Source organism: uncultured Bacteroides sp., from assembly GCF_902472605.1.
GTDB lineage: Bacteria > Bacteroidota > Bacteroidia > Bacteroidales > Bacteroidaceae > Phocaeicola.
The window spans coordinates 13966-40936 of sequence record NZ_CABROP010000031.1; the positions used below are offsets into that span (position 1 = coordinate 13966).

The window sequence follows — 26971 nt, forward strand, 5'->3', positions numbered from 1 at the left end:
TCTTACTATTTAATGTTTAATTTTCAATGTATAAAAAAGTAAATAAATCACACCGGCAGTCATCACTGCTACAGCACCGTTTTGTCCTACTGCATCGCTGGCGATTCCCATCAAAAGCGGGAATACGGTACCACCGAAAAGTCCCATAATCATCAATCCAGACACCTCATTTTTCTTATCCGGCATAGCCAGCAAAGCCTGTGAAAAGATAATAGAGAACACATTTGAGTTACCAAAACCAATCAACGCAATGCAGATATAGATAATCGTACGTGAATCAAAAGCAAAGAGTCCGATCATGGCCAGAACCATACAAATCACGCTAATCAGGAAAAACACCTTAGACGACACAACCCGTAAGATAAATGCCCCAGAGAAACAACCTAACGTACGGAATATAAAATACAGGCTCGTTGCAAATCCGGCTTCCGTCAATGTCATCCCAATGCGTTCCATCAGAATCTTCGGAGCCGTAGTATTCGTACCTACATCAATTCCTACGTGACACATAATGCCCAAGAAAGACAGCAGGATAAACGGCTTACCCAACAGTTTCAGACAATCAGCAAAGCTGGAAGCTTTATCCGGCTGTTCCTCGGTTATTGGTGTAGCCGAAAGCAAAAGAATTGCAAAGATAGCCACAATCATATAAATCGGGAACAACACCCTCCATCCCAGACCAAAGGTCGGAATGGTTTGCAAAGCTCCCCACATAGCCAGATAAGGCGCCAGGAAAGAAGCAATGGCTTTCACAAACTGGCCAAAAGTCAGTGTACTGGCCAAACGATCACCTGAGATAATATTACTCAACAATGGGTTCAGAGAAGTCTGCATCAGTGCATTACCAATTCCCAGCAAGGAAAAGGCACAAAGCATCAAACCATAGCTGTCACCAAACATCGGCAGAACCAGTGACAAGAATGTCACTATCAGACTCAACAACACAGTCTTTTTACGTCCGATGCGGTTCATCAACATTCCCGTAGGTACGGAGAATATCAAAAACCAGAAGAATACCAAAGAAGGAAATATATTCGCTTCTGAGTCACTCAGACCCAAATCCTCCTTTACATAATTGGATGCAATTCCAACCAAGTCCACAAATCCCATGGCGAAGAAGCAAAGCATCACCGGGAAAAGTTTCGCATATTTTAATTGAGCATTTGTCATATTCGTTCGTTTTTTAGTTTACATTCCGTTCTCTCATTTTTAGAGATTATTCCGCAGTCAACTCTATTACATGACTTTGAGTCGGCTGGAAACCAAAGACATCCAGTCCCACCTTCATCAGATAGTCACCGGAAAAGACTTTACCACTCTCCTTCAGTTCAGAATCTTTTTCCGGCATCAAATTGATTTCTTCCACCTTATACATCTTATTCGGGTCCAGCCCCTTCACCTTCAGTTTCATCAGTTTCTCCTGAAAACGGGGATAAATGTCGTAAGCAAATATCACTCCCTTGGAGCGGTCTTCATTAACATAATTCACGGCCATGTGGTTGGATTCATACGGAGACACCAAACGGTATTGTACTCCATCCAATATCACCGGCTGCAAACGTTTCCAGTTAGCCACGGCAAGCTGGCAATATTGCAGTTCTTCCGCTTTCAATTCTTTCAATCCAATATCAAAGCCCAACTTACACATGGAAGCCATATCGGTACGGAACTTGATAGAAGCATTCTTGTTCCAGCTGGTAACATGCGCACACATGGCCTTTGCCGGGAAGAACTGAGAGAATCCCCACTGAATATAGGCCCTTTCCACCGGATCAGTGTTATCACTGCACCAGAACTCCGTGAAATATTTCAAGGCTTCATAGTCACAGCGAGCACCGCCACCAGAACAAAGCATCATCGGCACATCCGGATAATTCTTCTTTACCCGTTTCATGACATTGTAGACACCTCTCACATGGTCAATATAAAGACGTCCCTGTCTTGTTTTTAAGTAAGAAGAATAAATATTCGTAATCGGACTGTTGCAATCCCACTTAAAGTAAGCAATACCCGGATTCTCTTTCAACAGTTTGTCTATGACACCATACACATAATCCTGTACCTGCGGATTACTCAAATCCAGCACCAGCTGATTACGGTAATAATAAGCGTCACGATTCGGATAATGGATTGCCCAATCGGGATGCTTTTCGAACAATTCGCTTTGCGGGTTGACCATTTCCGGTTCAATCCAAAGGCCGAACTTCACTCCTTCTTTCTGAGCAGCCTGCACCAAGGCATTGATACCACCAGGAAGCTTGTCAGCCGTAGTTTCCCAGTCTCCCAGTCCTGCGGTATCCCCGCTACGCTTGTATTTGTTTCCAAACCATCCATCATCCAGCAGAAACATATCCACGCCGAGTTCTTTCGTTTCCCGAATCAAATCGACCAGAATCTCCTCATTAAAATCAAATCCGGTATTTTCCCAGTTGTTCAACAAACTCAGGCGAGAACCTTTTCCGCCTTTCAACTGGTAATTACGTGCCCATTCCTGGAAATTACGGCTTCCTTCACCCGTACCTTTATAACTTAATGTAAAGATGAACTCAGGAGTAGTGAACACCTCTCCTTTCGCCAGTTCATAATTGGAAGCATAAGGATTGACAGCCGGAATCACACGCAGGTTCCCCACGTTATCCACTTCAAAAGTAAAACTGAAATTACCTGTCCATCCCAATGTACCCATCAGGACCTCTCCCTGATTTTCTGAGGCAGGAGCATTCAGACCGACCATGAAAAAAGGTTGTGCATGCATGGCAGCACGGCTTCCCAACTTGGTATCTATCACTTTCTTTCCAAATACCAGTCTCTGAGTGTTCATCTGTACTTCTTTTGCCCAATCTCCACTGAACTCGGTCAGGTAATAGGAAGGACTATTGAAATACAACATGGTTGAAGCATAACGGAACAGCTGAACGGGTTTCTTTTCCTGATGTTTTATTTCACTCCAGGTCTTGATGATATTTTCCTTCTCATAAGCTACATAATGCAATGTCACGTCTACCGGATATTTATCGTCTCGCAACAAGATATCGGTCTGCGTACCTCCTTCCACACTCTTGGAAGAAGAAGACACATAATATAGCCACGTGGAAGCATTCCCATCAGCATGGGTAATGCCTACCGCCGGTTCAAAAAAATCCTCATTACCCGAACCGGAATAAACCTCCCATCCGCGAGTGGAAACACTCGCATCCGAAGCAGGATGTATCCGCCAGTCAAGGTTCTCCAAGTCAGCCTCATGTAACAGTTTCTCTCCCAAATAGGTTTGATAGAGCCGTCCGTTTTCAGCCACCTGAAGCACCAAATCCGTCTTATCCGTAGAAATACGGATAATCTTCTTCTCAGCAGCTCCTACATACTGAAACCCCACCAGTACACCCAAAGCCGTCACAAAAAAGTTTTTCATGGTCATGTCTGTCTCTCGTTTATCGTTTATTACAACCCCAATTTATATATGTTCATATTCTCCACCTTATAGTCAGCACCTTCACCATAGAAACGCAGTGTGTTGTATGGCTTGGTAGGGAATACCAGATTTGTCATGGCAATACGTCCGCCGTCTACAAAAATTTCAACAGAACATTTATCTACAAAGATATTCAAATGATAAGTTTTACCTTCACACAAGGAAAGCGGAGCCCATGTGCCCAAAGCAAAGTCATTCTTATAGTTGATTGACATGGTCTTGCGGTGGTCATCTGTTTCTTTTTCATGTACGGTTACCTCTCCGTAACGTGTCAAATCCACAATACCGCTTTCCGTACGGTCAGCCACCAACTTACCTGCCTTCATGTCTAGGTAAACTTTCATCTTCTCACCTTTGTCATTCAGCAACTCAAAGCCTGCCACCTGTGCCTTGCCCGGAGTCACATCCATTTCCAGTTCATAAGCACCGTCTGTGTTCGGCACAATCTCATTCATCTTATATTCGTCTTTTACAGTGAACGCATCCACCTTACGAGTATCCTTACGCAAAGTTTCAGTTTCCTTCACCGCATTGGCAGCCATGTAAATCTGACCGTCCTTTGTGTAAAGAGACAATTCACGCGGCAACGCATTGGCGCCACGATACTGGCGAATAGGAGTAGCATTGGCATACTGCCAGTTGCTCATCCAAGGCACAGCAATCACGCGGTCACCTGTATTAGAGAAGCAAACAGTAGCATAATGGTCTTTTCCATAATCCAACCATTTCGCTACTTCAGGCTTCGTATCACATTTAAATTCTTTTCCGTCAAAGTCACCTACGAAATATTCTGTGGCACTACCTCCAAACATACATCCCGGGTTGATATTGACAATCATCACCCACTTCATCTTGTTCTTGTCACCATCTACCGGCAACTGAATGAAGTCAGGACATTCAAACTGATTAGGCTGAACGCCATATCCCTTTCCAAATCCACTCTGATATTCCCAGTCTTTCAAATTAGAAGAAGAATAGAAACGCATTTCCTTATCAGCAGAAACAATCATATACCATTTCTGAGCTGGTTCATACCAGAACACTTTCGGATCGCGGAAATCTTTCAATCCGTCAAACGGAGTCAGAATCGGGTTCTTCTCGTATTTTGTATAAGTACGTCCATTGTCATTGCTGTAAGCCATGCACTGAATCTGTCCGTGTTCATCACTGGCTGAGGTATAGAAAGCAATGATAGCGTCCTTTCCGTAGCCTGCGCTGTTGTTTTTATCCACCACTGTACTTCCAGAGAAAATATGTCCCAAGGTGTCACGGGCAATTGCCGGCTTCAAGTGATCCCAATGAATCAAATCCTTGCTGACTGAGTGTCCCCAGTGCATATTGCCCCATTTAGAACCGTAAGGATTGTACTGGAAATACAAATGATACTCTCCGTCTTTATATACCAGACCGTTGGCATCGTTCATCCAGCCATAAAGCGGGGTGTGATGATATACCGGACGGTAATAATCCGTATTAGTTGTATTAAATGTATCCGACAGCTGGATATGATCCCAGCAAACCGCATTGGCAGCTACCTTTCCGATGGTCACAGTAGCCTCTTTCGCACCGGCAGGCAGTTCAAAAGGTACATAGTATTCTACACTGTCTACCGCCAGACGGATATCCATCGGTGTGTCAGCCGGACTACCTGTATCCAACTTTACCTTCCCTTCATTGGAAGATTCCTGAATAGGAAGCAATAAATATTTGGCTGGATTCTTAATATGTACAATGGTCAAAGTATCGCCTTGATGTTCGAACACAAGGTCGCTCTTCTGCGATTGACATGCCCCCATACCAGTCAATAAAAATGCTCCTAATGCGAGGTTAACAAAATTCTTTTTCATGATATGTTATTTTATAGGGATTAAAAATACAAATTATTTATATAATAAAATACCTTAACTGAAAACTCTTTATACTCCGGCAGCCCGAAGGCATACCGGAGAATTATATAATTGATTAAAAAAATGAATGTCAGAATTTTATCTGTGCGGAGAATTCCACCGTGAACGGGCGAATATAACTTCCGGCCATAACCGTGTTTGCATATTTTCCTGCTTCATCCTTCGTCACCAGTTCTGCTCCGGCAATACTACCTTTCGCACCCGTCTGGTTCAGGAAGTTGACAACTGAACATCCCAATGACAGCTTCTTGTTTACTTGCCAGTTCAACCCGCCGAAAGTTTCCCAACGGCCATTGAAGTAATAGGCATCGTTGATATTGGCATAAGTCTTGCTAAAGTAACGGAAACTGGTCCAGATTTTTAAGTCCTTCGTAATCATATAGCTCGGGTCAATTTCCACAATGACCTGTGGAATTTCCGCTACGATGTTACCGGTAGCATTAATTTGGCCCACATAACCGTCAGAGAATGTCACTGAAGTTTCGTATTTCTTGTAAGTCGGCTTCTGGTAAGTGAAAAGGAAGTGTAAATCGAATCCTTTAAACGGATGTGTCACCACGTCAGTAGTCCAACCCAAGGTCTTGATGTCATAAGTCAACGGTGCGGCCAAGATTTCATTTTCACCATTGATGCTATGCTGTAAGTTCAAGGTAGAGTTGTTGTTGGTCTTTGAAATATAAGAGAACAAAGAAGTCAAGCTCAACCATTCATTGTTGTAATAAATACCCACACGTCCCAGAGGTACTGAAATCTTGTCCACATTCGGCGATACAGCCGGTGCAAAATTCTCTAGTTTCGGATGCTGTGTAATATAAGTGAAGTCACCGGTAAATCCGAATTCTTTCGTCAGCTTATAAGTTGCAGCCGCACTCAACGCATAGTTGAACCAGTCATAGTCCATCGGAGTCGGCGCGATGACTGTTCCGTTAGGAGCTGTAGCCCCCAAATGATAGTCAGCAAAACGTCCTACGAAATTACCGTTTGCATCTTTCACTGCCGCATTGTTTCCACGAAGTGCCTGATACTCCAGACGCGCACCATAGTAAAGGTTGAATTTGTCTGTCACATCCCAGTCATGAGTGAAATACACAGCCAATTTATTTTCGTGACCCTTATAATATTCTGATGCATTCTTGTTGAAATCGTAGTAATAACCATTACCATCATACGAACGAGAAGTAGAAGTCGCATAATCCGGATTATACAGACGAACCGGATAACTTCCATCGGTAGGAACTGACTGGTCATACATAGTGGTATTAGATGCATAGTCTATGTCATAATACCATTCGTTCAATCCCAAACGCCAAGTTCCGTTCGACAACTTACGAGACAACTCTGTAGTAAACATAAACTCATCAATAAATCCACGATTCAGACATGACATACGGCTCTGCACATATTCTCCGTTGTATGCCTGCATGCGACCATCTTCACCTTCATACTGATAATTGATGCTGCTGTTTGCACGTTGTGAAAGTTCCATCGGAGTCTGGTACACACAAGAACCTGTCGCATGATCATATTTCATAATCACCTTCCATGAAAGTCCGTTGTCCCAGTTATAATTGTTCATCAATGACACTTCACTACCCTTGTTCTGTACCGCATCATACAAACTGGTCTTCTTCAACTCACCGGTTTTCATGTCACGGTATATCATTTCATTATCTACCGGCAAGTACGAAGTCGTACCCAAAGCAAAAGCGCCCAGTTCACGTACACTACCATCACCCACATAAACAAACGGAGCCGACTGGGTGGCATACATATATACCGGATGGCTGTTGCTGTAATGATACATAGCCGTAAATTCACCGCGGTTCTGATTGTAATGCTTCGTCAAGGCAAACTTGTAAATCTGAGTACGGTCCTGGAAAGGAGTCGACTTGATTTTGAACGTTCCCGGGTCGAAATCCTGGTAAATACTTCCACTATAGAACCAATCCTTGGCAATCTCTCCATTCAAGTTCAACGAGATTTCCTGCATGCCAAAATGGTTTGATTTGTAGTTCAACGTACCATTAAAGCCTTTTTGCCCCAACTGAGTAAAAGAGTTCACCGCATAGCCAATATTTCCCGTCGTAATGGCTGTTTCAGAAATTTTCAGCAACCCGACATGACTCAAGCTGGCATCTGCTCGCCACAATGAATTCACACTGTGAGGATTGGTAGCATAAGTTACCGGAACTCCGTTTTCAAGCACATTCACATCCGCAGAGGGCAAACCAATTTGAATTTCACGAGGTCCATTCGCACTGGCAGCATTCAACATTACATTACGGTTTCCTTCTTCCTTAGAACTACCGTCATTTGAGGTTTTGTTGTCTTGTGCATATCCATTCACACAAGCCAAAGCGAGCAGCAACACTGCAGCTCCCATACGATTAGAAAACTGTTTTTTTTCGGCCTTCATAGCATTAATTAATTAGCTGTTTGCATGAAAGTTGTTTTTTATTTATTGTTTGCTGCAAAAATAGGAAATTGACTATTTGTAAAACATAAGGAATGTTACATCCTGTGACAATATTGTTGCATGTAACATAATTGCAACAGGATGAAACATTCTTACAAATTAAAGAAAAAGTCAGTATATCACCATCCCCCTCGGGGGAGTAGCCAGTTACTTCAACGGATATACCCGCAAAATCTTGACAGTGTAACCGTCATTGTCTGATTCAAAACACATCTTGTTATAAGTTTCCGACGGGAATACCAGATTGGTCATTACAAACTTTCCATCCTCACCGAAAGCTTCTACACTTGAACGGTCTACAAACAAACGCAACGTTATTTCTTTATCTGTGGTAGCAGGAGCAACCGTTACTGCCGGGAAATCGCTGCTGAAATCCACTTTTCCGCTCTTGCTGCGATCCATCACAAACTGCTTGCGTGGCACATCGTAATACATGGAAACCTTCTCTCCTTTCTCATTCAACAGGCAGAATGAAATCTTTGAGGCGCCCGCATTCTGAATCACCATCTCAATCTCATAAGCTCCCTTGTTGTCTTTCAACAAGCTTGCCACTTCATGATGACCAGCGACCTTGAATGAAGGCACAGAAACCTTCTCACCACGAGCTTTCTTGATTTCCTTGGAAGGAGTACTCTTCAGATACAGTTCTCCCCCTTCACGATAAATTGTCAAATCACGCGCAATGGTATTAGCGCTGCGGTACTGACGGGTCGGCACATTGTTGGCATATTGCCAGTTGCTCATCCATCCCAAAGCCACGCAACGGCCTTCAGGTGCATTGTTCCAAGTGACAGTGGCATAATTGTCCTTACCCCAGTCCATCCATTTGGTCTGTGTCGGGAATTCATTCACGAACTTCTTTCCATCAAATGAACCGATAAAATATTGTGCGGCGCTACCCCCGAAAGGACCACCCGGATTCAGGTTACAAATCAGCACCCATTTCTTCTCACGGGTACCTTCTACTGGAAGCTCAACCAGGTCCGGACATTCCCATACACCTCCGTGAGCACCCTGCATGGCACCAAATTCACTTTCTTTTTTCCAATCCTTCAGGTTAGCAGAAGAATAAATCTCCATATGCTGACCTACCGCCAGAATCATACACCAATGTTTGCCCGGTGCATACCAGAACACTTTCGGATCACGGAAGTCCTTCTCTTCAGAAGTTACAATCGGATTTCCTTCATATTTTGTAAAAGTCTTTCCATTGTCCAGACTATAAGCCATGCTCTCTGCCTGTACGTCTCCCCAAGGAGTAGACTTGGCAGAAGTATAGAAGGCCACGATAGCATCTTTACCAAAGCCTGCCGTATTCTCATGATCTACTACACACGAACCGCTGAAAATAGCGCCCCATGCATCCGGAACGATGGCACAACCTTCAAATGTCCAATGTGCCAGATCGGTACTGGTAGAATGTCCCCAGTGCATGTTTCCCCATACAGAACCGTAAGGATTGTACTGGAAATACAGATGATAAACTCCATCTTTATAGAACATACCGTTCGGGTCATTCATCCAGCCGTATGCCGGTGTGTGATGATAAACCGGACGGAAACTTTCCTTGTTCGCCATATCGAAAGAATCAGACAGCTTCAGTTCTTTCCAACAAAGTGCATTTTCAGGAACTCCCTGTATGTCGATAGAAATGTGTTGTCCTTTATAAGCCGACAACGCAAATGGAACGTATGAGTCTACTCTTTCACGTGCCAAACGCACATTCATGAAAGTACCTTCCTGTTCATTATCCTTTACCACACAAATTTTACCTTCCGGTGCATCATCCTGTATAGGAAGAATCAGATAGTTTTCTTTCACATCCAGAGAAACAATACTCTGTTCACTTACCAGATGACGAACTGTCCACGCAGATTCCGCTTGCACGATAGGAGCCATTCCTAAGAAAAGTCCTAAAAGGGCTGCTTTCATTGTATAGGCATACTTTCTCATAAAATAAATTTGTTATTGGTCATTATAAACTAATAACTTTCCCCTCCCTCCCCTTGCAAGGGAGGAAAAGGAAAGTCAGAATTAATTATTCATATCCTTTATTCTGTGTGTACAATCCCGGGATGTAGAACATCTGGTTGTAAGGCACAGGGAAGAATTCGTTCTTCTCAGGAGTGAAATGAGCGTCCTTGTAATACTGTCCATAAGTCTGACCTTCATATACGTCATTCTGTTCACTCTGGAAGTACGCATTCAAAGTCTTTGAAGCAATACCCCAACGACGCAAATCAAAGAAACGTCCGTTTTCCATGGCCATTTCCAGACGACGTTCCCAACGCAGACATTTACGGGCAATTTCCTTGTTAGAGAAATAACCTTCCGGATAGAGTGCAATTTCACACTGGTCTGCAGCATAGCTGATATGTTTGGTAACGGACTGCTTTGCACGATTACGGATATCATTCACGATGTTCTCTGCTTCGTCCAATCTGTTCAGTTCAATCAATGCTTCCGCACGCATCAGCATCACGTCCGTGTAACGGAATACATAATCATTCATTGCAAAAGCCTGCCATGAACCGTTGTAAGTTTCTCCCTCAGAACGTTGCGGTACTTCCTTCAACGAAGTATAATATCCATACGTATTCGGTGTACGTGAATTGGCGGTAGTCATGGTATATTCAGCCTCATACTTGTAAGGGAAAGTCGGCATACCTACTGTATGGAACAAACGTGGATCCCATTTCTGATCCGTAGGCTGACCATTAATCGGATAATCAATCTCGTTGTTATAGTCATCAAACATCGGTAGACCGTTTTTGGTCTTGAAGGCATTCACCAAATTCTGAGACGGCTTGTGGAAATCCCATCCGCAAGACCACATCTGCCAGCAGCCATTCAGCATATTCGACCAGTTGGCACGTCCGTAAGTGGTATTGTCATCCTCATAATCAGAGCACTGCACCGCAAAGACAGATTCTTTACTATTCTTGTAGGCCGGTAAGAAAATATCTCCATAATCTTCCAAATATCCGTAATCGGAAGACACAACCTCATCCGTATAGTCTATCACCTTCTGCATGTATTCAGAGTTGATATGGCTTTCACCCGTAGTAGCTTCATATCCGTCTCCCCAAGCCAAAGTCAGATAGCATTTAGCCAGATAAGCAGCAGCTGCTACCTTATTAGCCCGGCCATCTTCACCCGGTCCTTTCACCGGCAACACGTCATAAGCTGCTTTGAAATCATCAATCACTTTCTGGAACAATTGTTCGTAGCTCAATGCAGTATTGCTAACCTGTTCATACGAATTATCTTCCACTACTTGTTCGTCAATCCAAGGAACCTGACGGAACACAGTCAACAATTTAAAATAGAAATGTCCGCGCAAGAAACGCATTTCAGCCACACGCTGTGCCTTTACATCTTCGCCCAACTGATCGCCATTACGTTCCAAGGCCAGCAACGCACGGTTGCAACGAGAGATAGCCACATACAAACGATACCAAAGTTCATCCATCTCACCCGGAGTGGTAGGGGTCAGTGTAGTCCAGATATCAAAGGCATGATAACCTGTATCCGTCGTTCCTGAACCACCTTTCAGACAGTCGTCCGAGCTCACGTCACCATAAGGGAACAAGTTGAACGGGTAAGTGTACCAGCAGTCGCCCAACATGGCGTAAGCCGCATTTACCATTTTCTCCGGATCAGAGAAGGCTTTGTCTTCGTCTACTACTGCAGTCGGAGTATAATTCAAAAAATCTTCACAGCTACTCAATGACAAACCGAGTGCACAAGCTGCCAGCAATATATATTTTTTCATCATTTCCTTTATTTTAAATTAGAAACCAATTTGTAAACCAAATGATACAGAAGTTGCAAGCGGATAATTCCAGTTCGGATTTTCCGGATCCGGACAAGTCAGACTCTTGCTCTTGATAGTCAGCAGGTTTTGACCTGACACGTAAACTCTGGCACTAGTCATCTTAAACTTAGACAAGAAAGTAGTGGGCACGGTGTATCCAAACTGCAACGTACGCAATTTCATATACGATCCGTTTTCTACATAATAGCTGGAAGCTCTACCTTCATCTGCTGTATTATTTGTTGTCAAAGCCGGAATAGTAGAACTTGTGTTGTTCGTGTTCCAAGCACCCAGCAAACGGTTTCCTTTGTTAGAACCCGCATCTACAATACTCCAGAAATCTGTCTGCGCTTTCTGGTTATTGTACACATCCTGATCGCAAACACCTTGCCAGAACATCGTCAAATCGAAGTTCTTGTAGTTCAACGCAATATTCAAACCATAAGAGAAAGCAGGTACCGGATTATAAATCCACTCCTGGTCGTCCTGAGTAATGATGCCGTTTCCATCTACATCTTTATATTTCAAGCCACCGACACGGGCATTAGCCTGTCCGGAAGCGTCTACTTCAGCCTGGTTCTGGAACAATCCTTCTACGATATATCCTACTGAAGAACCATAAGGCATGCCTGACTCTACCAAGTTTTCTCTTGAAGTATGAGCATAAGCTCCGGTAGTAGTCGACGGCAGGTAAGTAACCTTGTTACGGAAGAAGTCTACATTGGCACTGACGTCCAAGCCCAGTCCACAGGCCAGTGACTTACGGTATCCTACATTGAATTCCATACCCCAGTTACGCAAAGAAGGACCATTCAACCAAGAATTACCACCTTCACCAATGGCACCCAGATAAGCCGGATTAATCAACATGTCACCTACATTCTTCACATATCCATCAATCGTACCATACAAGCTGCCATTCAAGAGAGTAAAGTCTGTACCCACGTTATACTGTGTAGCAGATTCCCATTTCAAATTAGGATTGGCAAGCTGAGTTGCACGATATCCTGAAGGGAAGGTTCCTGAACCCTGAAGATACAAGTCGTATGCAGTTGAAGTCACACGGTCCAATCCGTAATCCACTACATACAAACCAAACTGTGCATTGTTATCAATTGCCTGGTTACCAGTTTGTCCCCAAGACAATCTCACTTTCCAGTCATCCATCCAGCTTGCTTTGATCCATTTAGATACACGCAAACCCAATGTAGCTGCTGGGAAAGTACCCCAACGGTGACCTTTACCAAAACGAGAAGAACCATCTTGACGGATTGTAAATGAAGCCAAAACCAAGTCATCAAAGTTATAATCAATCTTTCCAAAGAAAGAAGCCAGACGGTAACCGACTTTCGCACCTGTATTCTTCATGACGCCTGTCGCAGCATTCGGCCACATATAATCTACATCTTCCAAGGCATAACCTTCTGAATAAGCGCCGAATTCAAGTGAACTCTGCTTTGACAATTCAGATCCAACCAAGACATTGAAATCATGTTTCTTCGCCACTTTGAAATTGTAGTTGATGGTATTTGACCATGTCCAGTTCACTTCATTCTTATTTGTCAATGTCGTCTTAGCGATGTCATTGTTGACGATATCAGAATGGAAAGTATGCGTCATTGAATTAATAAGTGAGTTATACGTATCAATACCAAAGTTGGAACGGAATACAAAACCTTTAAAAGGTTTGATATCTACATACCCGTTACCAAACAAACGCCAGTAGTCCAAATGGTTGTCTTTGTTGTGATACAATTCACGCAACGGGTTCTGACGGTCGCTCATACCACCTACCGGACCCGCGAAAGTTGTTCCATCAGTTTCATATACCGGTACGGTCGGTGCCATCTTTAATGCATTTTCCATCGGTGCACAGTCTACCTGACTTGAATAAGTCACTGTAAAGTTTTCACCGATAGTGACATACCTATTTATATTATAGGATGAATTCATACGGGCTGAAATATTTTCAAAATCCGTATACTTCAAGATACCATTGTTTTTCTTATAACCCAAAGAGAACATCGTTGAATGTTTGTCATTCGCATGCGAAAGAGAAAGGTCATAATTCTGAGAGAAACCAACTCTTGAGATTTCATCCAACCAGTCTGTATCAGAATAACGCATGGTCTTCTTGCTGTTGATGAATCCGTCATACCGGCCATTGACTGTATAATTTACATATTGGTTTGTTTGCGGATTCCATACCGTAATCGGAGTTCCTGATGCCGCATTCAAGTCCAAACCATAGTTGTTGGCATAAGCCACCGGATCCAATCCATCATTCAATGCAGCTTGCGCCATGGCTGTAGCATATTCAGATGAATTACATACATCCATCAATGACTGAGAAGAATAGAACTGAGCAGTCAGATTGGCAGAGAAATCTACTTTCACCTTATCAGCCTTCTTACCTTTCTTAGTAGTAATGATGATCACACCATTAGAAGCTCGTGAACCATAGATAGAAGCAGAAGCCGCATCTTTCAATACCTGCATACTCTCAATATCATTGGCATTCAATGAATTCAGAGACATATTAGTCGGCACACCATCAATCACATAAAGCGGATCCTGAGAAGAGTTAAAAGAACCGATACCACGAATACGTACCGTAGCCGTACCACTCGGAGAACCATTAGTCGTAATCGTCATACCAGCCACTTTTCCTTGCAAAGCTTTCATCGGGTCTGGATCCGGAGCTGTTTTCATGGCATCTGTTGAAACCACAGCAACTGAACCGGTCAAATCGGCCTTACGCTGAGTAGTATAACCTGTTACCACCACTTCCTGCAGCATTTCCGTATCTTCTACTAAGTCTACATGCAAAACTGCCGCAGCTTTCAAGGTTTGAGTTTTAAAACCCACATAAGAAATTACAATTTCTGCTCCTTGTTTTACTGATAAAGAGAATTTACCATCAAGGTCAGTAATCGTACCATTTGTGGTACCTTTTTCAAGAACGGAGGCTCCAATAATCGGCTCCCCATCAGACTTCGAAATCACAGTTCCTTCGACCTGCAAACTTTGCGCTTGCAATACCATACACACCATTGAAAATAGGAGTGTAAATAAGAATGCTCTTTTATGGCTTTTCATTTACGCATAAGATTAAGTTAAACATTAAGTTGTTTCATTTAACCGTTTTTCAACGGTGTTGCAAAAGTACCGACCGACCACCAAAACATATATAAAAAATGTTTCATCCTCGAATAATTATGTTACATGAAACATAGTTATTCAAAGATGAAACATTCGTACGATAAGTGACTTTCTAAAGAGAAAGTTGCTTATTATCAAATATTATCAAAACGTTTCTTTTCGTTTTTTGCTTGTAACAATCAGATAAACTCCCAACAGAATCAAAGGAACGCTCAACCATTGGCCAATGTTCAAAGTCATACCTACCTCTTCAGCTACTTGTGGATTTTTCATAAATTCCAACCCAAACCGGGCCCCAAAGAATATCAACAACGACACCCCAGTAATCAGGCCGACTCGTTTCTGTAAATGATACTTATGATACATCACCCATGAAACAATCAAAGCAATCAGACAATATAGCATCTCATAAATTTGAGTAGGATGACAAGCCTGGGCTACTCCATTTTGGTTATACAATTCCTGCCATTCACGTGAACGCACAAATTCAAATCCCCACGGTAAGGTGGTCGGGAAACCGAAAATTTCGGAATTCATCAAATTACCGAAACGAATACATATACAAACCACGGCTACTGCCGGAATCAGACGGTCGAACAACCACCATACACTTTTCTTCGTGACAGTCTTGGAGTACCAAATCAAGGCCAATATCAAGGCAAAGACACCCCCATGACTGGCCAGTCCCCCTTTCCAGATTTTCAGAATCTCAATGGGATGCGCCCCATAATAATCCCATTCATAAAAGAGACAATGCCCCAGACGGGCTCCAATTACACTACTGACAATACAGTACATAAATAATTTATCCGCCCAGTTATCCGGACAGCCTTCTTTCTTCAACATACGGGAACCGATTTCATAGGCCAAGATAAATCCCAAGCCCCACATCAGACCGTACCAGCGGATTTCGAGCGATCCCAAGTGAACCAGCACCGGATCCACATCCCATACAATGCTCGCAAATGTCATTTCTTTCAGTCTTTAATTAATAGAACTCCACAAAGGAACAAAAAAAATAAATACGTGCAAACAAAGACCACTGTTAAAGCCGTTTCAAGGCCAACTTGATTACCTTTTCCACCGGCGCCTCCGGTTCCTCCTTGAGAATCTGAGCCGTCACTTTCTGCGAAGGGGCCTGAGCAAAGCCCAGCATAGTCAAGGCAGCTACCGCTTCCTCATACACTTCCGAGTTGGCGGCTACTGCCACTGACTTCACAGTAGTGGCACTCTCGATGCCTGTCACGGCAATCTTATCCTTCAATTCCACAATGATGCGCTGCGCGGTCTTCAATCCGATACCTTTCACGGTCTTCAGCAATTTGTCGTTCCCACTGCCGATGACATTACACAATTCCGAGGGAGAAAGTGCCGACAAAATCATCCGTGCCGTATTTCCTCCAATACCCGACACACTGATGAGCAGCAAGAACAATTCCCTTTCCTGGCGGGTGGCAAACCCGTACAGCACGTATGCATCTTCCCGGATGGCCTCGTAAATATAGAGTTTGACCTCTTTCTTTCCCTGTACGGCCGAAAATGTATTCAATGACACATTAATGCCGTATCCCATTCCGTGACAATCTATTACTACCCAAGCCGGAGTGGCCTCTACAAGTTCTCCTTTGATATATTCAATCATGTTTTTCTAACAATTTATAAAATAGCGAACAAAAATAATGATAAGAAAGTTATAAATTGTAAGTTCAGCGAGTTTTTTTGGAAATTCTCCCATTTTCAGCTTGTTTGGAACGATTCTAATTCTGTATTTTTGCGACACATTCAACGAAACAACCTAAACATATAAGAAATATGAAGAAAATAAGAGCAGCCGTAGTAGGTTACGGAAACATCGGGAAATTTACCCTGGAAGCCCTTGAAGCAGCTTCCGATTTTGAAGTAGCAGGTGTGGTACGCCGTCATGGAGCAGAAAACAAACCGGCAGAACTGGCCGACTATCCGGTAGTAAAGGATATCCGCGAGCTGAAGGACGTAGACGTAGCCATCTTAGCTACCCCGACCCGCAGCGTAGAAGCCTACGCCAAAGAAATCCTGGCATTAGGCATCAACACCGTAGACAGTTTTGACATCCATACGCAGATTACCAGCCTGCGCCGCACACTGAACGAAACCGCCAAGGCACACAACGCCGTTTCTATCATCTCTGCTGGATGGGATCCGGGAAGCGACTCTGTTGTTCGCACATTGCTGGAAGCCATCGCTCCGAAGGGTATCACTTACACAAACTTTGGTCCGGGCCGCAGCATGGGACACTCTGTAGCCGTTCGTGCCATCGAAGGCGTGAAAGATGCGTTGTCCATGACTATCCCGGTAGGTACAGGCATTCACCGCCGTATGGTGTATGTGGAACTGGAAGAAGGAGCTGATTTCAAAACAGTAGAAGCAGCCATCAAGGCCGACCCGTATTTTGTAAACGATGAGACACACGTCATCCAGGTGCCTTGCGTAGACGACCTGAACGATGTAGGTCATGGCGTAAACCTGGTACGTAAAGGTGTATCTGGAAAAACTCACAACCAACTGTTTGAGTTCGACATGAAAATCAACAATCCGGCCTTGACCGCTCAGGTACTGGTATGCGTAGCCCGTGCTTCCATGAAACAGCAGCCGGGATGCTACACCATGATCGAAATTCCAGTCATCGACCTGTTGGCCGGCGACCGTGAAGAACTGATTGCACATCTGGTATAATACAATACATCTCTATATCGCAACGGGCCGATTCCTCTGCATGAGGTACCGGCCCGTTTCTTTTATATCATTCTACAACCATTTCCGGACAATCTCTTCCGTGCGGTTCCACAATTCCTTTTGCTGCACATGAGGAAGATATTTCTTCGACAGCCACACCGGATGTCCACTGGCATTCAATGTGCCTGTCCGCTTTCCAGCTTCTTCGTCCAATAAAAGCCCCACTGCCGTAGCGGCCCCCTGACGGGGTGTCCGGATAAAAGGACGGAAAAAGATATCCGTCAGCGGGTCAAACCATAAATGCATGGTGATAATGTCTGTCGACACAATCCCCGGATCGGCTGCATTGACTACAATTCCTCGCTCTTTCACACGGTCGGCCAGTTCCAGCGTGAACAAAGTCAATGCCAGTTTGGTGTTGCTGTACACCGGAATCCGCCAGAAACTTCCTTTCTTTCCCTGGTAGAAAAAATCCGGAAAATCCAACCGACCAATGGCATACGTACACGACACCATGTTCACCACCCGACTTCCCTCTCCCATCAACGGGAGCAATTTTCGTGTCAACAAATAGGGTCCTACGTAATTCACGCTCACCGTGCGTTCCAATCCGTCCTCCGTATAGTGCCGTCCGGTTTCCATCGTTCCCGCATTGTTCATCAACAGCATCAGTTTCTCTCCACGAGCGCAGATTTTTTCCGCAAAAGAGGCTACAGAAGCCAACGAAGCCAAGTCGATAAATTCCACTTCAATATCCGTATTCCCCGTATTCTTTATCAACTGTGCTTGCTTCATCTCCGCCTTCTCCAAGTTACAGCACGCCATCACCACCCGATAACCGGCCAATGCCACTGCACGGGTGATTTCCGTTCCCATTCCCCCGTCGGCCCCCGTAATTACTGCCAGTTTCCGTTCCATTTTCATCCTTTACTTTCAATCCGTTCAATTTCTTTCTTCAGACAAGGAGGCAGTTCTTCCTTCAGATGCTGATGACAAGCCATGTCTAAAGTGTACATGCGGGCAATGCAATAATTACTGTGCCGACAGTTGCAACGTGCATTCTCTTCCCGCCGCATACGGTTCACGAAATCCGGTTCATTGAGTAGGGCACGTCCCATCTGTACAGCCTCAAACCCATGATTCAACACCTCGTCTATCTTCTTGCGGGCCACCAGTCCTCCTACATACACCAGTGGCATATCCAGTGCCTCACGAAACTTCAGGGCATCTTCCAAGAAATAAGCCTCACGGAAAGGTACGGAAGGAATCATGTATTTTCCCACCAGCCGCACACTGTATTTCAACCACCAGCAAGTCATGTAATGCGTCATGGTACGGATGGGCATTTCCCCACGCATTACGTACATCGGCGCCTTGCTAACGAAGCCACCACTCAACACCAGTGCATGCGCCCCCAGTTCCTGCAGCTTCTTTGCCACCTGCAAGGATTCGTCCAGATCCATGCCTCCACGGAACCCATCGCGCATGTTCATCTTGACCAGCACCGCCATATCATTCCCCGCTGCTTTCATTACTTCCTCCATCACCATTTCCATGAAGCGCATCCGATTCTCCAGCGAACCGCCAAATTCATCCTTTCGGTGATTGGTAGAAGGCGAAAGGAACTGGCTGATGAGGTAACCATGACCTGCATGTATCTCTACGGCATCAAAGCCAGCTTCCCGCGCCAGACAGACCGCCTGTCCGTAAGCCTTGGCCATCTCCGGCAATTCATCGGCCCGAAGTCCGCGCACAAAGGTGGGGGAATACAAATTGAACCCACTGCTTGCCCCTACTGGCAGACAGCCGCAGATACTCTTATGTGACATATTCCCGCAATGTCCCAACTGGATACTTGCTGCTGCCCCTTCGGCATGTACGGCATCCGTCAGTTTACGCAATCCCGGCACAATCTCCGGCCTCATCCACAATTGCCGGTCGAACGAAAGCCCGCTGCGGGTCACAGCAGCATACGCCACCGTGGTCATCCCTACTCCTCCGGCAGCCACCGAACGGTGATAATCCAACAACTGCTCTGAAGGTACATTTCCCGGACACATACTTTCAAATGCCGCCGACCGGATGGTACGGTTACGCAAAGTCAATGGTCCCAAAGTGACGGGCGTAAATAAAAGTGAATCCATCTCTCCTCCTTTTCCTAATATATATAAGGTATAATTCTTTTTCGATTTCCCACTGCCTGTCGCCCGAACTCCTCACAGTAGCGTTTATAAATGGCATCGGCACGAGGTACCAGATTAGCTGCCGTCCACCAGACAAACACCCAAGCCGCAGGCGAGGCGGTCAGCAAAGCAAAGCCCGTCCATTCCACCAGTTCCCCGAAATAATTGGCCGAAGTCACATAGCGGTAGAAACCTTTCTCCGGCAAGTAATGTCGCGTATCGCCCGGCTTGCGCAGGTTCCGGATTACATGGTCTGCCTGCCAATTAATAGCCATCCCGATGGCAAACAAGATAATTCCCAGCCACGGCAAAGGATGCGACCAGTAAGTCGCCGGTTCATACTTTCCGGGTACGGCACAGCTGAAGAAACTGGCCACCAACAATGTAGCATTGATGACATTGAAAAGTATCCCCATCGCCATAATAGCCAGCGGCATCCGGCTCTTTCCTTTCATCAGCAACGGAAAGACAAACGAACGTTGAAAATAATGCAGCAGAAACAAGCCCACGAACACGGCCTGCGGCGTATATAAGCTGACTCCTCCTTTCCAGGCTCCTATCCCCATCACTACAAATGCAGGAGCCTCCATACATACCCAGCCAACTTTATTGGGGACAGACCATCCCCATGAGCGGGTGCGGAACATGCCGTAACCGGCTTTCACAAAATACAGTGACACAAAGACGACTACTGCCAATGCAGACATGCCGTAGAGCAACAGTTGATAGGTTTCGTAATTCATAGCATGCGATTTTGACCTTGAAGATAAGGAAAATATCTGTACAAGAGAGAAAAATTCCGCTTTCTTCTTATTTATCAACCACTAATTATGAATTACTTACGGTTTTCCAGGCTTCAATTCCTCGAATCTGATTACTGAAATTGACCCCAATCTTATACAGTTTACGCGAATCAGATGCAAACGGAAGGGCATAATTCTTTTCTTCTATCTGGCGAATAGCCTCCTCAGCACTTCCCTCCAACTTGAATTCCATCACATAAATATAGTGATCAGTCTTCAACACCAAATCAATGCGTCCCTGCGAAGTATGATATTCCACTTGTGTATAAAAACCCAACAATTTAAATACAATAAAAAGTACATTTTGATAATGCAGTTCCAAATCACGTGTCATTTCATAGGGAATACCTGCAAAGAAACTCTGCAAGCGATGCATGAAGCCCTCAATATTCCCCTCACGTACCTCTTTCACAAAACTCATCAACTCAAAAGCCGTATTCCCTGAATCCAAATGTGCGTAACAAGGAAGCAAAAACTTGGTAAAACCCTCTTCTACTTCCTTATTCGGAAATCCCAATTCATATACTTGAAACTCTCGATTATACCCTTTTATAGTCAAATACCCACTTTGATACAAATAAGGGACCGGATTATTGCTCATTGAATTTATTCCTTGCAAGGAATCAGCCATCGCTACTTCACTCGTCAGACGCTGTAAATCATATCGGCTTTCCTTTAACAGTTCGACCAAAAAAGTCGGTGTACCCGTTTCAAACCAGTAACTACCAAAATCTCTGTTAGCAAATGTATTAAGTAAACTAAAAGGATTATAAATATCCACTCCATTGGGGGTAAAATGGTACCCGTCATACCATTCCTTCAACCTCTTGTAGGTCTTTTCCAACCGTGCTCCTCCGGCTTCTGCCAAAGCCTCTACATCCGGCACAAAATCTCGATGAAGTTCCTCCTCCGAAATACCGCAGATATTTTCATATTCACGCAACATGGAAATATCCCTCAGATTATTCAGGTCACTGAACACGCTTACTTTACTGAATTTAGTTACCCCTGTAAGCAATGCGAATCGAATATATTGGTCACAACTTTTCAATACTCCATAAAAAGCCTTTAAGGTATTTCTATATTCAGTCTGAAGTACCTCGTTCCCTATTGTTTGCAACAAAGGCTTGTCATATTCATCCACCAAGATAACCACCTTGCATCCTGTCGCCTCCGAAGCACGGCGTATCACGCCCTGAAAACGCAAAGAGGATGAAGTTTCCGAAATCTCCTTTCCATACAATTTTTCCCACCGGGTAAGAGCCACATTCAGCATATTCGCCAAATCTCGTGCAGATTCATATTTCTGGGCATTCAAATCCAGATGAAACACGGGATATTTCACCCATTGCTGCTCCAATCGCCCGATAGAAAGTCCTTTGAACAGATCTTTCTTCCCTTGAAAATAGGCTTCCAAAGTAGAAACCAGCAGACTCTTCCCAAAACGGCGCGGACGGCTCAGAAAATAATAGTTTCCTCCCGTTACCAGCCGATAAATCCATGCGGTTTTGTCCACATAGACATATCCTCCTTCACGGATTTTTTCAAAACTCTGAATGCCAATCGGATAAAGTCTGCTCATACTATGGTTATTTACTCGTTTATGTACAAAAATAAGAATTTACTTTGATTTTTCAATCAAGGAAAATCAAAATCTATCATGACTACTTACATGCTAAAAGAAAAAACTCTGCTTTGCCATACATATACAGCAAAAGCAGAGTTTCAAGTTTTATGGTATCTGAAATTGTCTTTAAAAGTTATCAATTAAAAATGATGGAATTCATAATCTGCCACTCGTGACGAGCATCGAGCACAAGCACTCCGGCCGTACTCAAGTCAATAGGCTCATCCTCACCATAGTTCTGCGACTGGTTTTTCTCTCCCATCGTATACAAGCGGTTCCGTACAATACTGAAACACGTTTCCGTATCAATATTATCGAGCTCGGTAATCACGGTACGTCCGTTCTCTCCCTCGGGCAGCGATACCAGCGTACGGTTTTCGCCTGCTGTTTCGTAATTACGCAAGATAACATCCCAATACTTTATCACCTTTCCGTCCGCATCAAGCATCTGCATCTGGAAAGTAGGCACCCCTGCATCCACATCCTCCTGCGTCATGACTACCGATATCCAGAAACTATCGCCGAATACCGTACCCCGAGGCAGCGAAATCGTGCCTTTAGGATAAGCCTCCTCGTCGGTCCGCCAGTTCGTGTCGGCACTGTCCAGATAGCCGTCGCCATTCATATCCAGTGGCAGCAGTCCGTTTTCCGTATTTCCCGGGAACCACTTGCACAAGTCAATCTCATACACTTCAAACGCATTGTCTACAGCCGACCCAGCCAAAGCACAATCATAATCCGTACGCGGATTCATACCATTTATCACATTATCCTTATGAAAATCGAAAGCATCGTCCACACTTCTGAATCCTCCGAAAATGACGCTCCGATTACGTTTGGTAGCAACCAGCCGAAGTTTCGCCACACTGCTGCCGTTTACCTGCACCGGCACACGGGTAAAATAACCGAACGTACCCGCTACCTGGCGGCGAGCCACCATCAGCCCGTGCTGTGCTTCCGCCTCATCACTCAGTTTGGAAAGAATTACGCCATTCTCCACCCAGAAAATTTCCGCCCCGGCAAACACCTCTTCGGCATATCCACCGTCGGGTACGGTAGCCACCTCCGTGTGGTTGAAAGAATCGCCTACCTCCACGCCTTTGAACGGCTCATAGCCGCCATACGTACCGCTTTGATAACCTATTACGTAAGCCATGTAAGTCTTGCCTTCCTCCAGGCACTCATCGCCGGTAAGCGTAATCGTGGTATAGCGTCCCATTCCATCTTCCGTACTCCAGGGGATGCTCGCCTTGTTGTCCGGATTGCTCCAATTGTCAATCGTCTTTTTATACACCACCTTTGCCGGACTCTGATACTCCACAATCAGTATACTGAGCTTGTCGAACGTCTGCGTAGGCGTAACACTCGAAATAGGACGGCGTGACGCCACAGCTGCCGGATTCACTCCCTCTCCACCTTCAAAAAGCTCTCCCACACTTTCTACCGCAACCGAAAATGTCTGCTGCTGAGGCTTTCCACTCTGCCCCTCTGCATCGGGCGACGAAGAATCGCTGCAGGCAGAAAGAAGCATCAGGGCGATGCCTGCCAAATATGTCAATCTATATAACTTCATAAATAAATCATCCAGTTAAGTAACTTCATACCTTTATAGCAACCTACCTAATGCAGTGCCAATTGTCATTTTAACACGCTTGAACAGTCAATAGGTTGTGACGGAGTTCCCAGACAATAAAAATGATTCGCCTCAATCGGAAAAAGATACTTGTCGAGGTCGTCGATAATACCGGTACCTATATCAGTTTCGTCTTCGAAATCAAGTCCGTCGCTATTTTGCCAAGGCTTCGTCAACCGTACCTTTTTGCTGGTACCCACAATACCAGTAATGGAGGTAGTCACAAACTCCGCTACAAGCGTATAGTCGTACAGCTCCCTATCTGGGATATTGACAGGCAGCATGAATGCCGTCATAGAGCATTTATAAGTAGGAGCTCCTGGAGCAATTCCAGAACCCGATTCAGGCTTAACCAAATCATCCTCTGTAAAGGTCTTATCCATCAGTACCCTGCCCTCTTCGTTAAAAGAATCACCTCCATAAGGACTAGTGATGTAATCTGTAATTCCACTTGCTGTTGGGGCACTGGGCAATAGTTTCACTTGCGTATTCTGCGAATTATAAAGCAAAATTCTCACGCGCTCTACTTCCTGCGGAATCTGATTCAGGCAAACCTGCAGACCTGCGACCCTGCGCCACAAATTAATCTTACCAATATTCTTGCCACTCTCCGACTTTGGCGTGAAATCTACAAAGCCTGTAAAGAATTCCGAATGTGCCATATCAGTCGGAGTTTTATCCTTTTGAAGCATAATCGGATTAGTCAACTTACTACCAATCTCAATAGACTTAGGCAAGCCATAAGTTTCTATCGAGTTCATCCCGTCATAGCCTGGCATATTATCTTGCTCTGTCGCTCCATCTACACCTACCGCTACAAGCCGATATATTTTTCCGACCGTAAATGTATAAGCAAATGTATACTGCATTTCTGCCGTTTCAGTCGGGATATCAGTTCCAAAGTGCTCTTTCCATCCCACATTAAAGCGGGCTTTGCATTCACCATCGTTCCGTTCTTTGTTCATTTCGTAGATATAGAGATATACATCCGTAACATGCTGTTTACCTTTAATTTCATGACCGTCATCTTGATTCAGATTGCCATCATAAACCGGCAAGGAAGTACGGGTCTGCAAGTCACTCTGAGCCGCAATGGTAACCGTTACTCCCTCAACAATCTGCACCGGCTCATTTTCCTTGCTGCATGAGGCTCCCAGCAAGAGGAAGCCACACACAGTCAGGGCACAAAATACAGCATGTATGAATTGTTTCATTTTCATAACCCACTTTCCTTTCATTCTTTTACGAGATAGAAACGTCCGTTATTACTCTTCATCGCACCTGCATTTACTGTAAGCGAAGTACCGTCCAGCAGATAGCGATTTCCAGTCTGTTTGTCCACCAGTGTCCATCCCTTCCAGTTGCTGCCATAATTCAGGGTGAATTTTGTCTGTTGCGAACCGTCCTTTACCATGAATCCTAAATCCACACGAGCAGCATTCTTTATCTTCTGGATATCGAGCGCACGCTTGCCGGCTACGGTATACACCTTTACCTTCGGCATAAAGTCCTCGTCAATCAGTGCAACAACATCCTCCTTCGCATTGTATGCATCCGATGCTCCGGCACTGCGAAGCAGCGAACAAGAACTTACAGAGTTACCCGATACAGCAGAGATTTTCATTTCGCCTGCTGCCGGAACAGAAGCACTGCGGGAACTTCTGGTTGCGGTACTTGCAGAAGGCTGTACAAACATATCCGAGGTATAAGTTATATTAACATTGTCTGAAGCATAATCTCCTGACACCTCTACATAAAATGCCTGCAACGGTGCAATGGAGTTGCTCTGTTCTCCATATCCTTCAAAGCTTAAATCTCCGTTTTCACCTAAGGAAATTCTGACCAATCCCTCTTCTTCTCCGAAAACATTTTCAGAATCTATGATACGGATAGCCTGAACAGACTGGTTATTTTCTGTCAGGAATGTCTTTATATCCAGATAACTCATAAACGGGTTGCCTGCCACAAAATAGGTAGCTCTCTGTTTATCCCCCTGTTTATCATTCCGCAATTTAAAAGTAAATGAATTACGTACTTTTTCTGGTGTAAATCCACTCTCTTCATAAGCAAATTTTCCATTCATATTTCTTGCCTCGTCCGGCAAAGTTTCTGGTTTCACCTTTCCTCCGGAAAGCGTATAATAATAGTACTTGGTATATGCTTTCGGGAAACGAAGACGATAAGAAGTTCCCCAATCATTTCCAACCATCATCTTGATGCCCTGTGCCTGCTCGTACGGCTGAGCCACGGCATTGAATGTACGGCTCCAATCGGCAGTGGCAACTACAATACCGTTAGTACCAGAAGTTGCAGTTTTAACCGCACGACTGTACATTTTCTGGCGTACTATCGGATTGTGTCGTACTTCACGATAAGTATCCCCATTCAGCGGAGTAAAGTATGCCGGCATCTCAGGCGAAACAAACATATCGCCCGTAACCATGCCGTGAAGTGGAGTAGAAATCATATGATACATACCGCTTTGTACTTCCATTTCCACGTATGCACAGTCATACTCCAGATATTGTGTATTGAGTACAGCTGCTCCCGGTTCGAAATGAATATTCGCACAATAGTTACCGCCATAGAATTTATCTACACTTCTCCAAGCTTTCAAGTTCGGATAACGTGTGGCTCCTGTAGGAATCACCACATTGGTACATCCCCAAGGAGAACCGTCCGTCCAGTTGCTCCAGTTGTTCCAGTCGGTATCTGCCGGATTTCTCTTCCAGGTAGTCTTCAGCGGATGTACCTGAGCACGCAGCCCGTTGTAAGTAGACAATCCCGAAATAGAATAATCGCCTACCGGCAATGACAATTCAAAGAAATAGCCCTTATCATCCTGCTGCAATTCAGCCTCCTGTTCTATCTTCTGCCCGTTGCCGTTATATGGATAGCAGGTAAATGTAATTAGCTTATTTAATAGCTCTGGCTTAGCATCGACAGAGATACGTACATGGCCCAAATAAGTTGTTTTATCCACACAAACATGTTCGGTTATCCCATTGTATGTAATACCGTCGGTTCCTCCCTGGTCTGCCGGTTCTTCCGCACAATCGGGAATGCCATTGTTGTTCGCATCCGGACGGATGTAGAAGCCCGACAACCAGACTGTTTCAAGCGTATTTGCCAGTGAAGGGAATGAAATACGTACTTCATCGTAATCCTGTAAAGGGGTCACC

General features: G+C 44.6%; 16 protein-coding genes and 1 pseudogene. 1 reads left to right on the forward strand and 16 read right to left on the reverse strand.

From position 1 onward, the window contains the following. Nucleotides 1-9: 9 nt before the first annotated feature. From RDP42_RS08540 to ruvA, 9 genes are all read right to left on the reverse strand, one after another. Nucleotides 10-1170: an MFS transporter gene (locus RDP42_RS08540; RefSeq protein WP_308763332.1), complete on the reverse strand. Its 1161-nt coding sequence runs from the start codon at nt 1168-1170 to the stop codon at nt 10-12. 46 nt (nt 1171-1216) lie between these two features. Next, on the reverse strand, nt 1217-3409 hold the full coding sequence (locus RDP42_RS08545) for an alpha-galactosidase (protein ID WP_308763333.1): 2193 nt from the start codon (nt 3407-3409) through the stop codon (nt 1217-1219). Nucleotides 3410-3438: 29 nt separating this feature from the next. Next, entirely contained in the window at nt 3439-5316 is a 1878-nt protein-coding gene (locus RDP42_RS08550) for a DUF4980 domain-containing protein (protein WP_308763334.1), read from the reverse strand. A 130-nt stretch (nt 5317-5446) separates the two neighbouring features. After that, on the reverse strand, nt 5447-7792 hold the full coding sequence (locus tag RDP42_RS08555) for a TonB-dependent receptor (protein ID WP_308763335.1): 2346 nt from the start codon (nt 7790-7792) through the stop codon (nt 5447-5449). A gap of 207 nt (nt 7793-7999) precedes the next feature. After that, nucleotides 8000-9751, reverse strand: coding sequence for a DUF4980 domain-containing protein (locus RDP42_RS08560; protein WP_308763344.1), 1752 nt, complete (start codon nt 9749-9751; stop codon nt 8000-8002). Nucleotides 9752-9890: 139 nt separating this feature from the next. After that, the gene (locus RDP42_RS08565; protein WP_210436320.1) at nt 9891-11630 is read right to left on the reverse strand and encodes a RagB/SusD family nutrient uptake outer membrane protein; all 1740 of its coding nucleotides are present in this window, start codon (nt 11628-11630) and stop codon (nt 9891-9893) included. A gap of 15 nt (nt 11631-11645) precedes the next feature. Continuing rightward, nucleotides 11646-14714 carry a SusC/RagA family TonB-linked outer membrane protein gene (locus RDP42_RS08570; protein ID WP_374046966.1) on the reverse strand — a complete coding sequence of 1023 codons (3069 nt, stop codon included), beginning with the start codon at nt 14712-14714 and terminating at the stop codon, nt 11646-11648. A gap of 261 nt (nt 14715-14975) precedes the next feature. After that, nucleotides 14976-15803 carry a prolipoprotein diacylglyceryl transferase gene (gene lgt / locus RDP42_RS08575; protein WP_308763336.1) on the reverse strand — a complete coding sequence of 276 codons (828 nt, stop codon included), beginning with the start codon at nt 15801-15803 and terminating at the stop codon, nt 14976-14978. 73 nt (nt 15804-15876) lie between these two features. Then, on the reverse strand, nt 15877-16473 hold the full coding sequence (gene ruvA / locus RDP42_RS08580) for a Holliday junction branch migration protein RuvA (protein WP_308763337.1): 597 nt from the start codon (nt 16471-16473) through the stop codon (nt 15877-15879). A gap of 170 nt (nt 16474-16643) precedes the next feature. On the opposite strand from ruvA, the gene RDP42_RS08585 reads away from it, so the two are divergent. Beyond that, entirely contained in the window at nt 16644-17543 is a 900-nt protein-coding gene (locus RDP42_RS08585) for a diaminopimelate dehydrogenase (RefSeq protein ID WP_022354692.1), read from the forward strand. A gap of 72 nt (nt 17544-17615) precedes the next feature. Here the strand turns inward: RDP42_RS08585 and RDP42_RS08590 are convergent, their stop codons facing one another. From RDP42_RS08590 to RDP42_RS08620, 7 genes and pseudogenes are all read right to left on the reverse strand, one after another. Further along, nucleotides 17616-18461, reverse strand: coding sequence for an SDR family oxidoreductase (locus tag RDP42_RS08590; protein ID WP_308763338.1), 846 nt, complete (start codon nt 18459-18461; stop codon nt 17616-17618). Nucleotides 18462-18463: 2 nt separating this feature from the next. Next, nucleotides 18464-19687: an NADH:flavin oxidoreductase gene (locus RDP42_RS08595; protein ID WP_308763339.1), complete on the reverse strand. Its 1224-nt coding sequence runs from the start codon at nt 19685-19687 to the stop codon at nt 18464-18466. 14 nt (nt 19688-19701) lie between these two features. Further along, the gene (locus tag RDP42_RS08600; RefSeq protein ID WP_308763340.1) at nt 19702-20469 is read right to left on the reverse strand and encodes a DUF1295 domain-containing protein; all 768 of its coding nucleotides are present in this window, start codon (nt 20467-20469) and stop codon (nt 19702-19704) included. A gap of 85 nt (nt 20470-20554) precedes the next feature. Next, on the reverse strand, nt 20555-22111 hold the full coding sequence (locus tag RDP42_RS08605; RefSeq protein ID WP_308763341.1) for an ATP-binding protein: 1557 nt from the start codon (nt 22109-22111) through the stop codon (nt 20555-20557). A 181-nt stretch (nt 22112-22292) separates the two neighbouring features. Continuing rightward, nucleotides 22293-23729: a hypothetical protein gene (locus RDP42_RS08610; RefSeq protein WP_308763342.1), complete on the reverse strand. Its 1437-nt coding sequence runs from the start codon at nt 23727-23729 to the stop codon at nt 22293-22295. Between the two features lie 65 nt (nt 23730-23794). Beyond that, nucleotides 23795-25003 (reverse strand): FimB/Mfa2 family fimbrial subunit, encoded by a 1209-nt coding sequence (locus RDP42_RS08615; RefSeq protein WP_308763343.1) that lies wholly within the window; start codon nt 25001-25003, stop codon nt 23795-23797. Nucleotides 25004-25023: 20 nt separating this feature from the next. Further along, nucleotides 25024-26971, reverse strand: a pseudogene (locus RDP42_RS08620) (hypothetical protein); the annotation flags it as partial.

Bases quoted from the DNA above. Each gene is read 5' to 3' on its own strand.
- RDP42_RS08540 (WP_308763332.1), bottom strand. From the start codon at position 1,170: ATGACAAATGCTCAATTAAAATATGCGAAACTTTTCCCGGTGATGCTT.
- RDP42_RS08545 (WP_308763333.1), bottom strand. From the start codon at position 3,409: ATGAAAAACTTTTTTGTGACGGCTTTGGGTGTACTGGTGGGGTTTCAG.
- RDP42_RS08550 (WP_308763334.1), bottom strand. From the start codon at position 5,316: ATGAAAAAGAATTTTGTTAACCTCGCATTAGGAGCATTTTTATTGACT.
- RDP42_RS08555 (WP_308763335.1), bottom strand. From the start codon at position 7,792: ATGAAGGCCGAAAAAAAACAGTTTTCTAATCGTATGGGAGCTGCAGTG.
- RDP42_RS08560 (WP_308763344.1), bottom strand. From the start codon at position 9,751: ATGGCTCCTATCGTGCAAGCGGAATCTGCGTGGACAGTTCGTCATCTG.
- RDP42_RS08565 (WP_210436320.1), bottom strand. From the start codon at position 11,630: ATGATGAAAAAATATATATTGCTGGCAGCTTGTGCACTCGGTTTGTCA.
- RDP42_RS08570 (WP_374046966.1), bottom strand. From the start codon at position 14,714: ATGGTATTGCAAGCGCAAAGTTTGCAGGTCGAAGGAACTGTGATTTCG.
- lgt (WP_308763336.1), bottom strand. From the start codon at position 15,803: ATGACATTTGCGAGCATTGTATGGGATGTGGATCCGGTGCTGGTTCAC.
- ruvA (WP_308763337.1), bottom strand. From the start codon at position 16,473: ATGATTGAATATATCAAAGGAGAACTTGTAGAGGCCACTCCGGCTTGG.
- RDP42_RS08585 (WP_022354692.1), top strand. From the start codon at position 16,644: ATGAAGAAAATAAGAGCAGCCGTAGTAGGTTACGGAAACATCGGGAAA.
- RDP42_RS08590 (WP_308763338.1), bottom strand. From the start codon at position 18,461: ATGGAACGGAAACTGGCAGTAATTACGGGGGCCGACGGGGGAATGGGA.
- RDP42_RS08595 (WP_308763339.1), bottom strand. From the start codon at position 19,687: ATGGATTCACTTTTATTTACGCCCGTCACTTTGGGACCATTGACTTTG.
- RDP42_RS08600 (WP_308763340.1), bottom strand. From the start codon at position 20,469: ATGAATTACGAAACCTATCAACTGTTGCTCTACGGCATGTCTGCATTG.
- RDP42_RS08605 (WP_308763341.1), bottom strand. From the start codon at position 22,111: ATGAGCAGACTTTATCCGATTGGCATTCAGAGTTTTGAAAAAATCCGT.
- RDP42_RS08610 (WP_308763342.1), bottom strand. From the start codon at position 23,729: ATGAAGTTATATAGATTGACATATTTGGCAGGCATCGCCCTGATGCTT.
- RDP42_RS08615 (WP_308763343.1), bottom strand. From the start codon at position 25,003: ATGAAACAATTCATACATGCTGTATTTTGTGCCCTGACTGTGTGTGGC.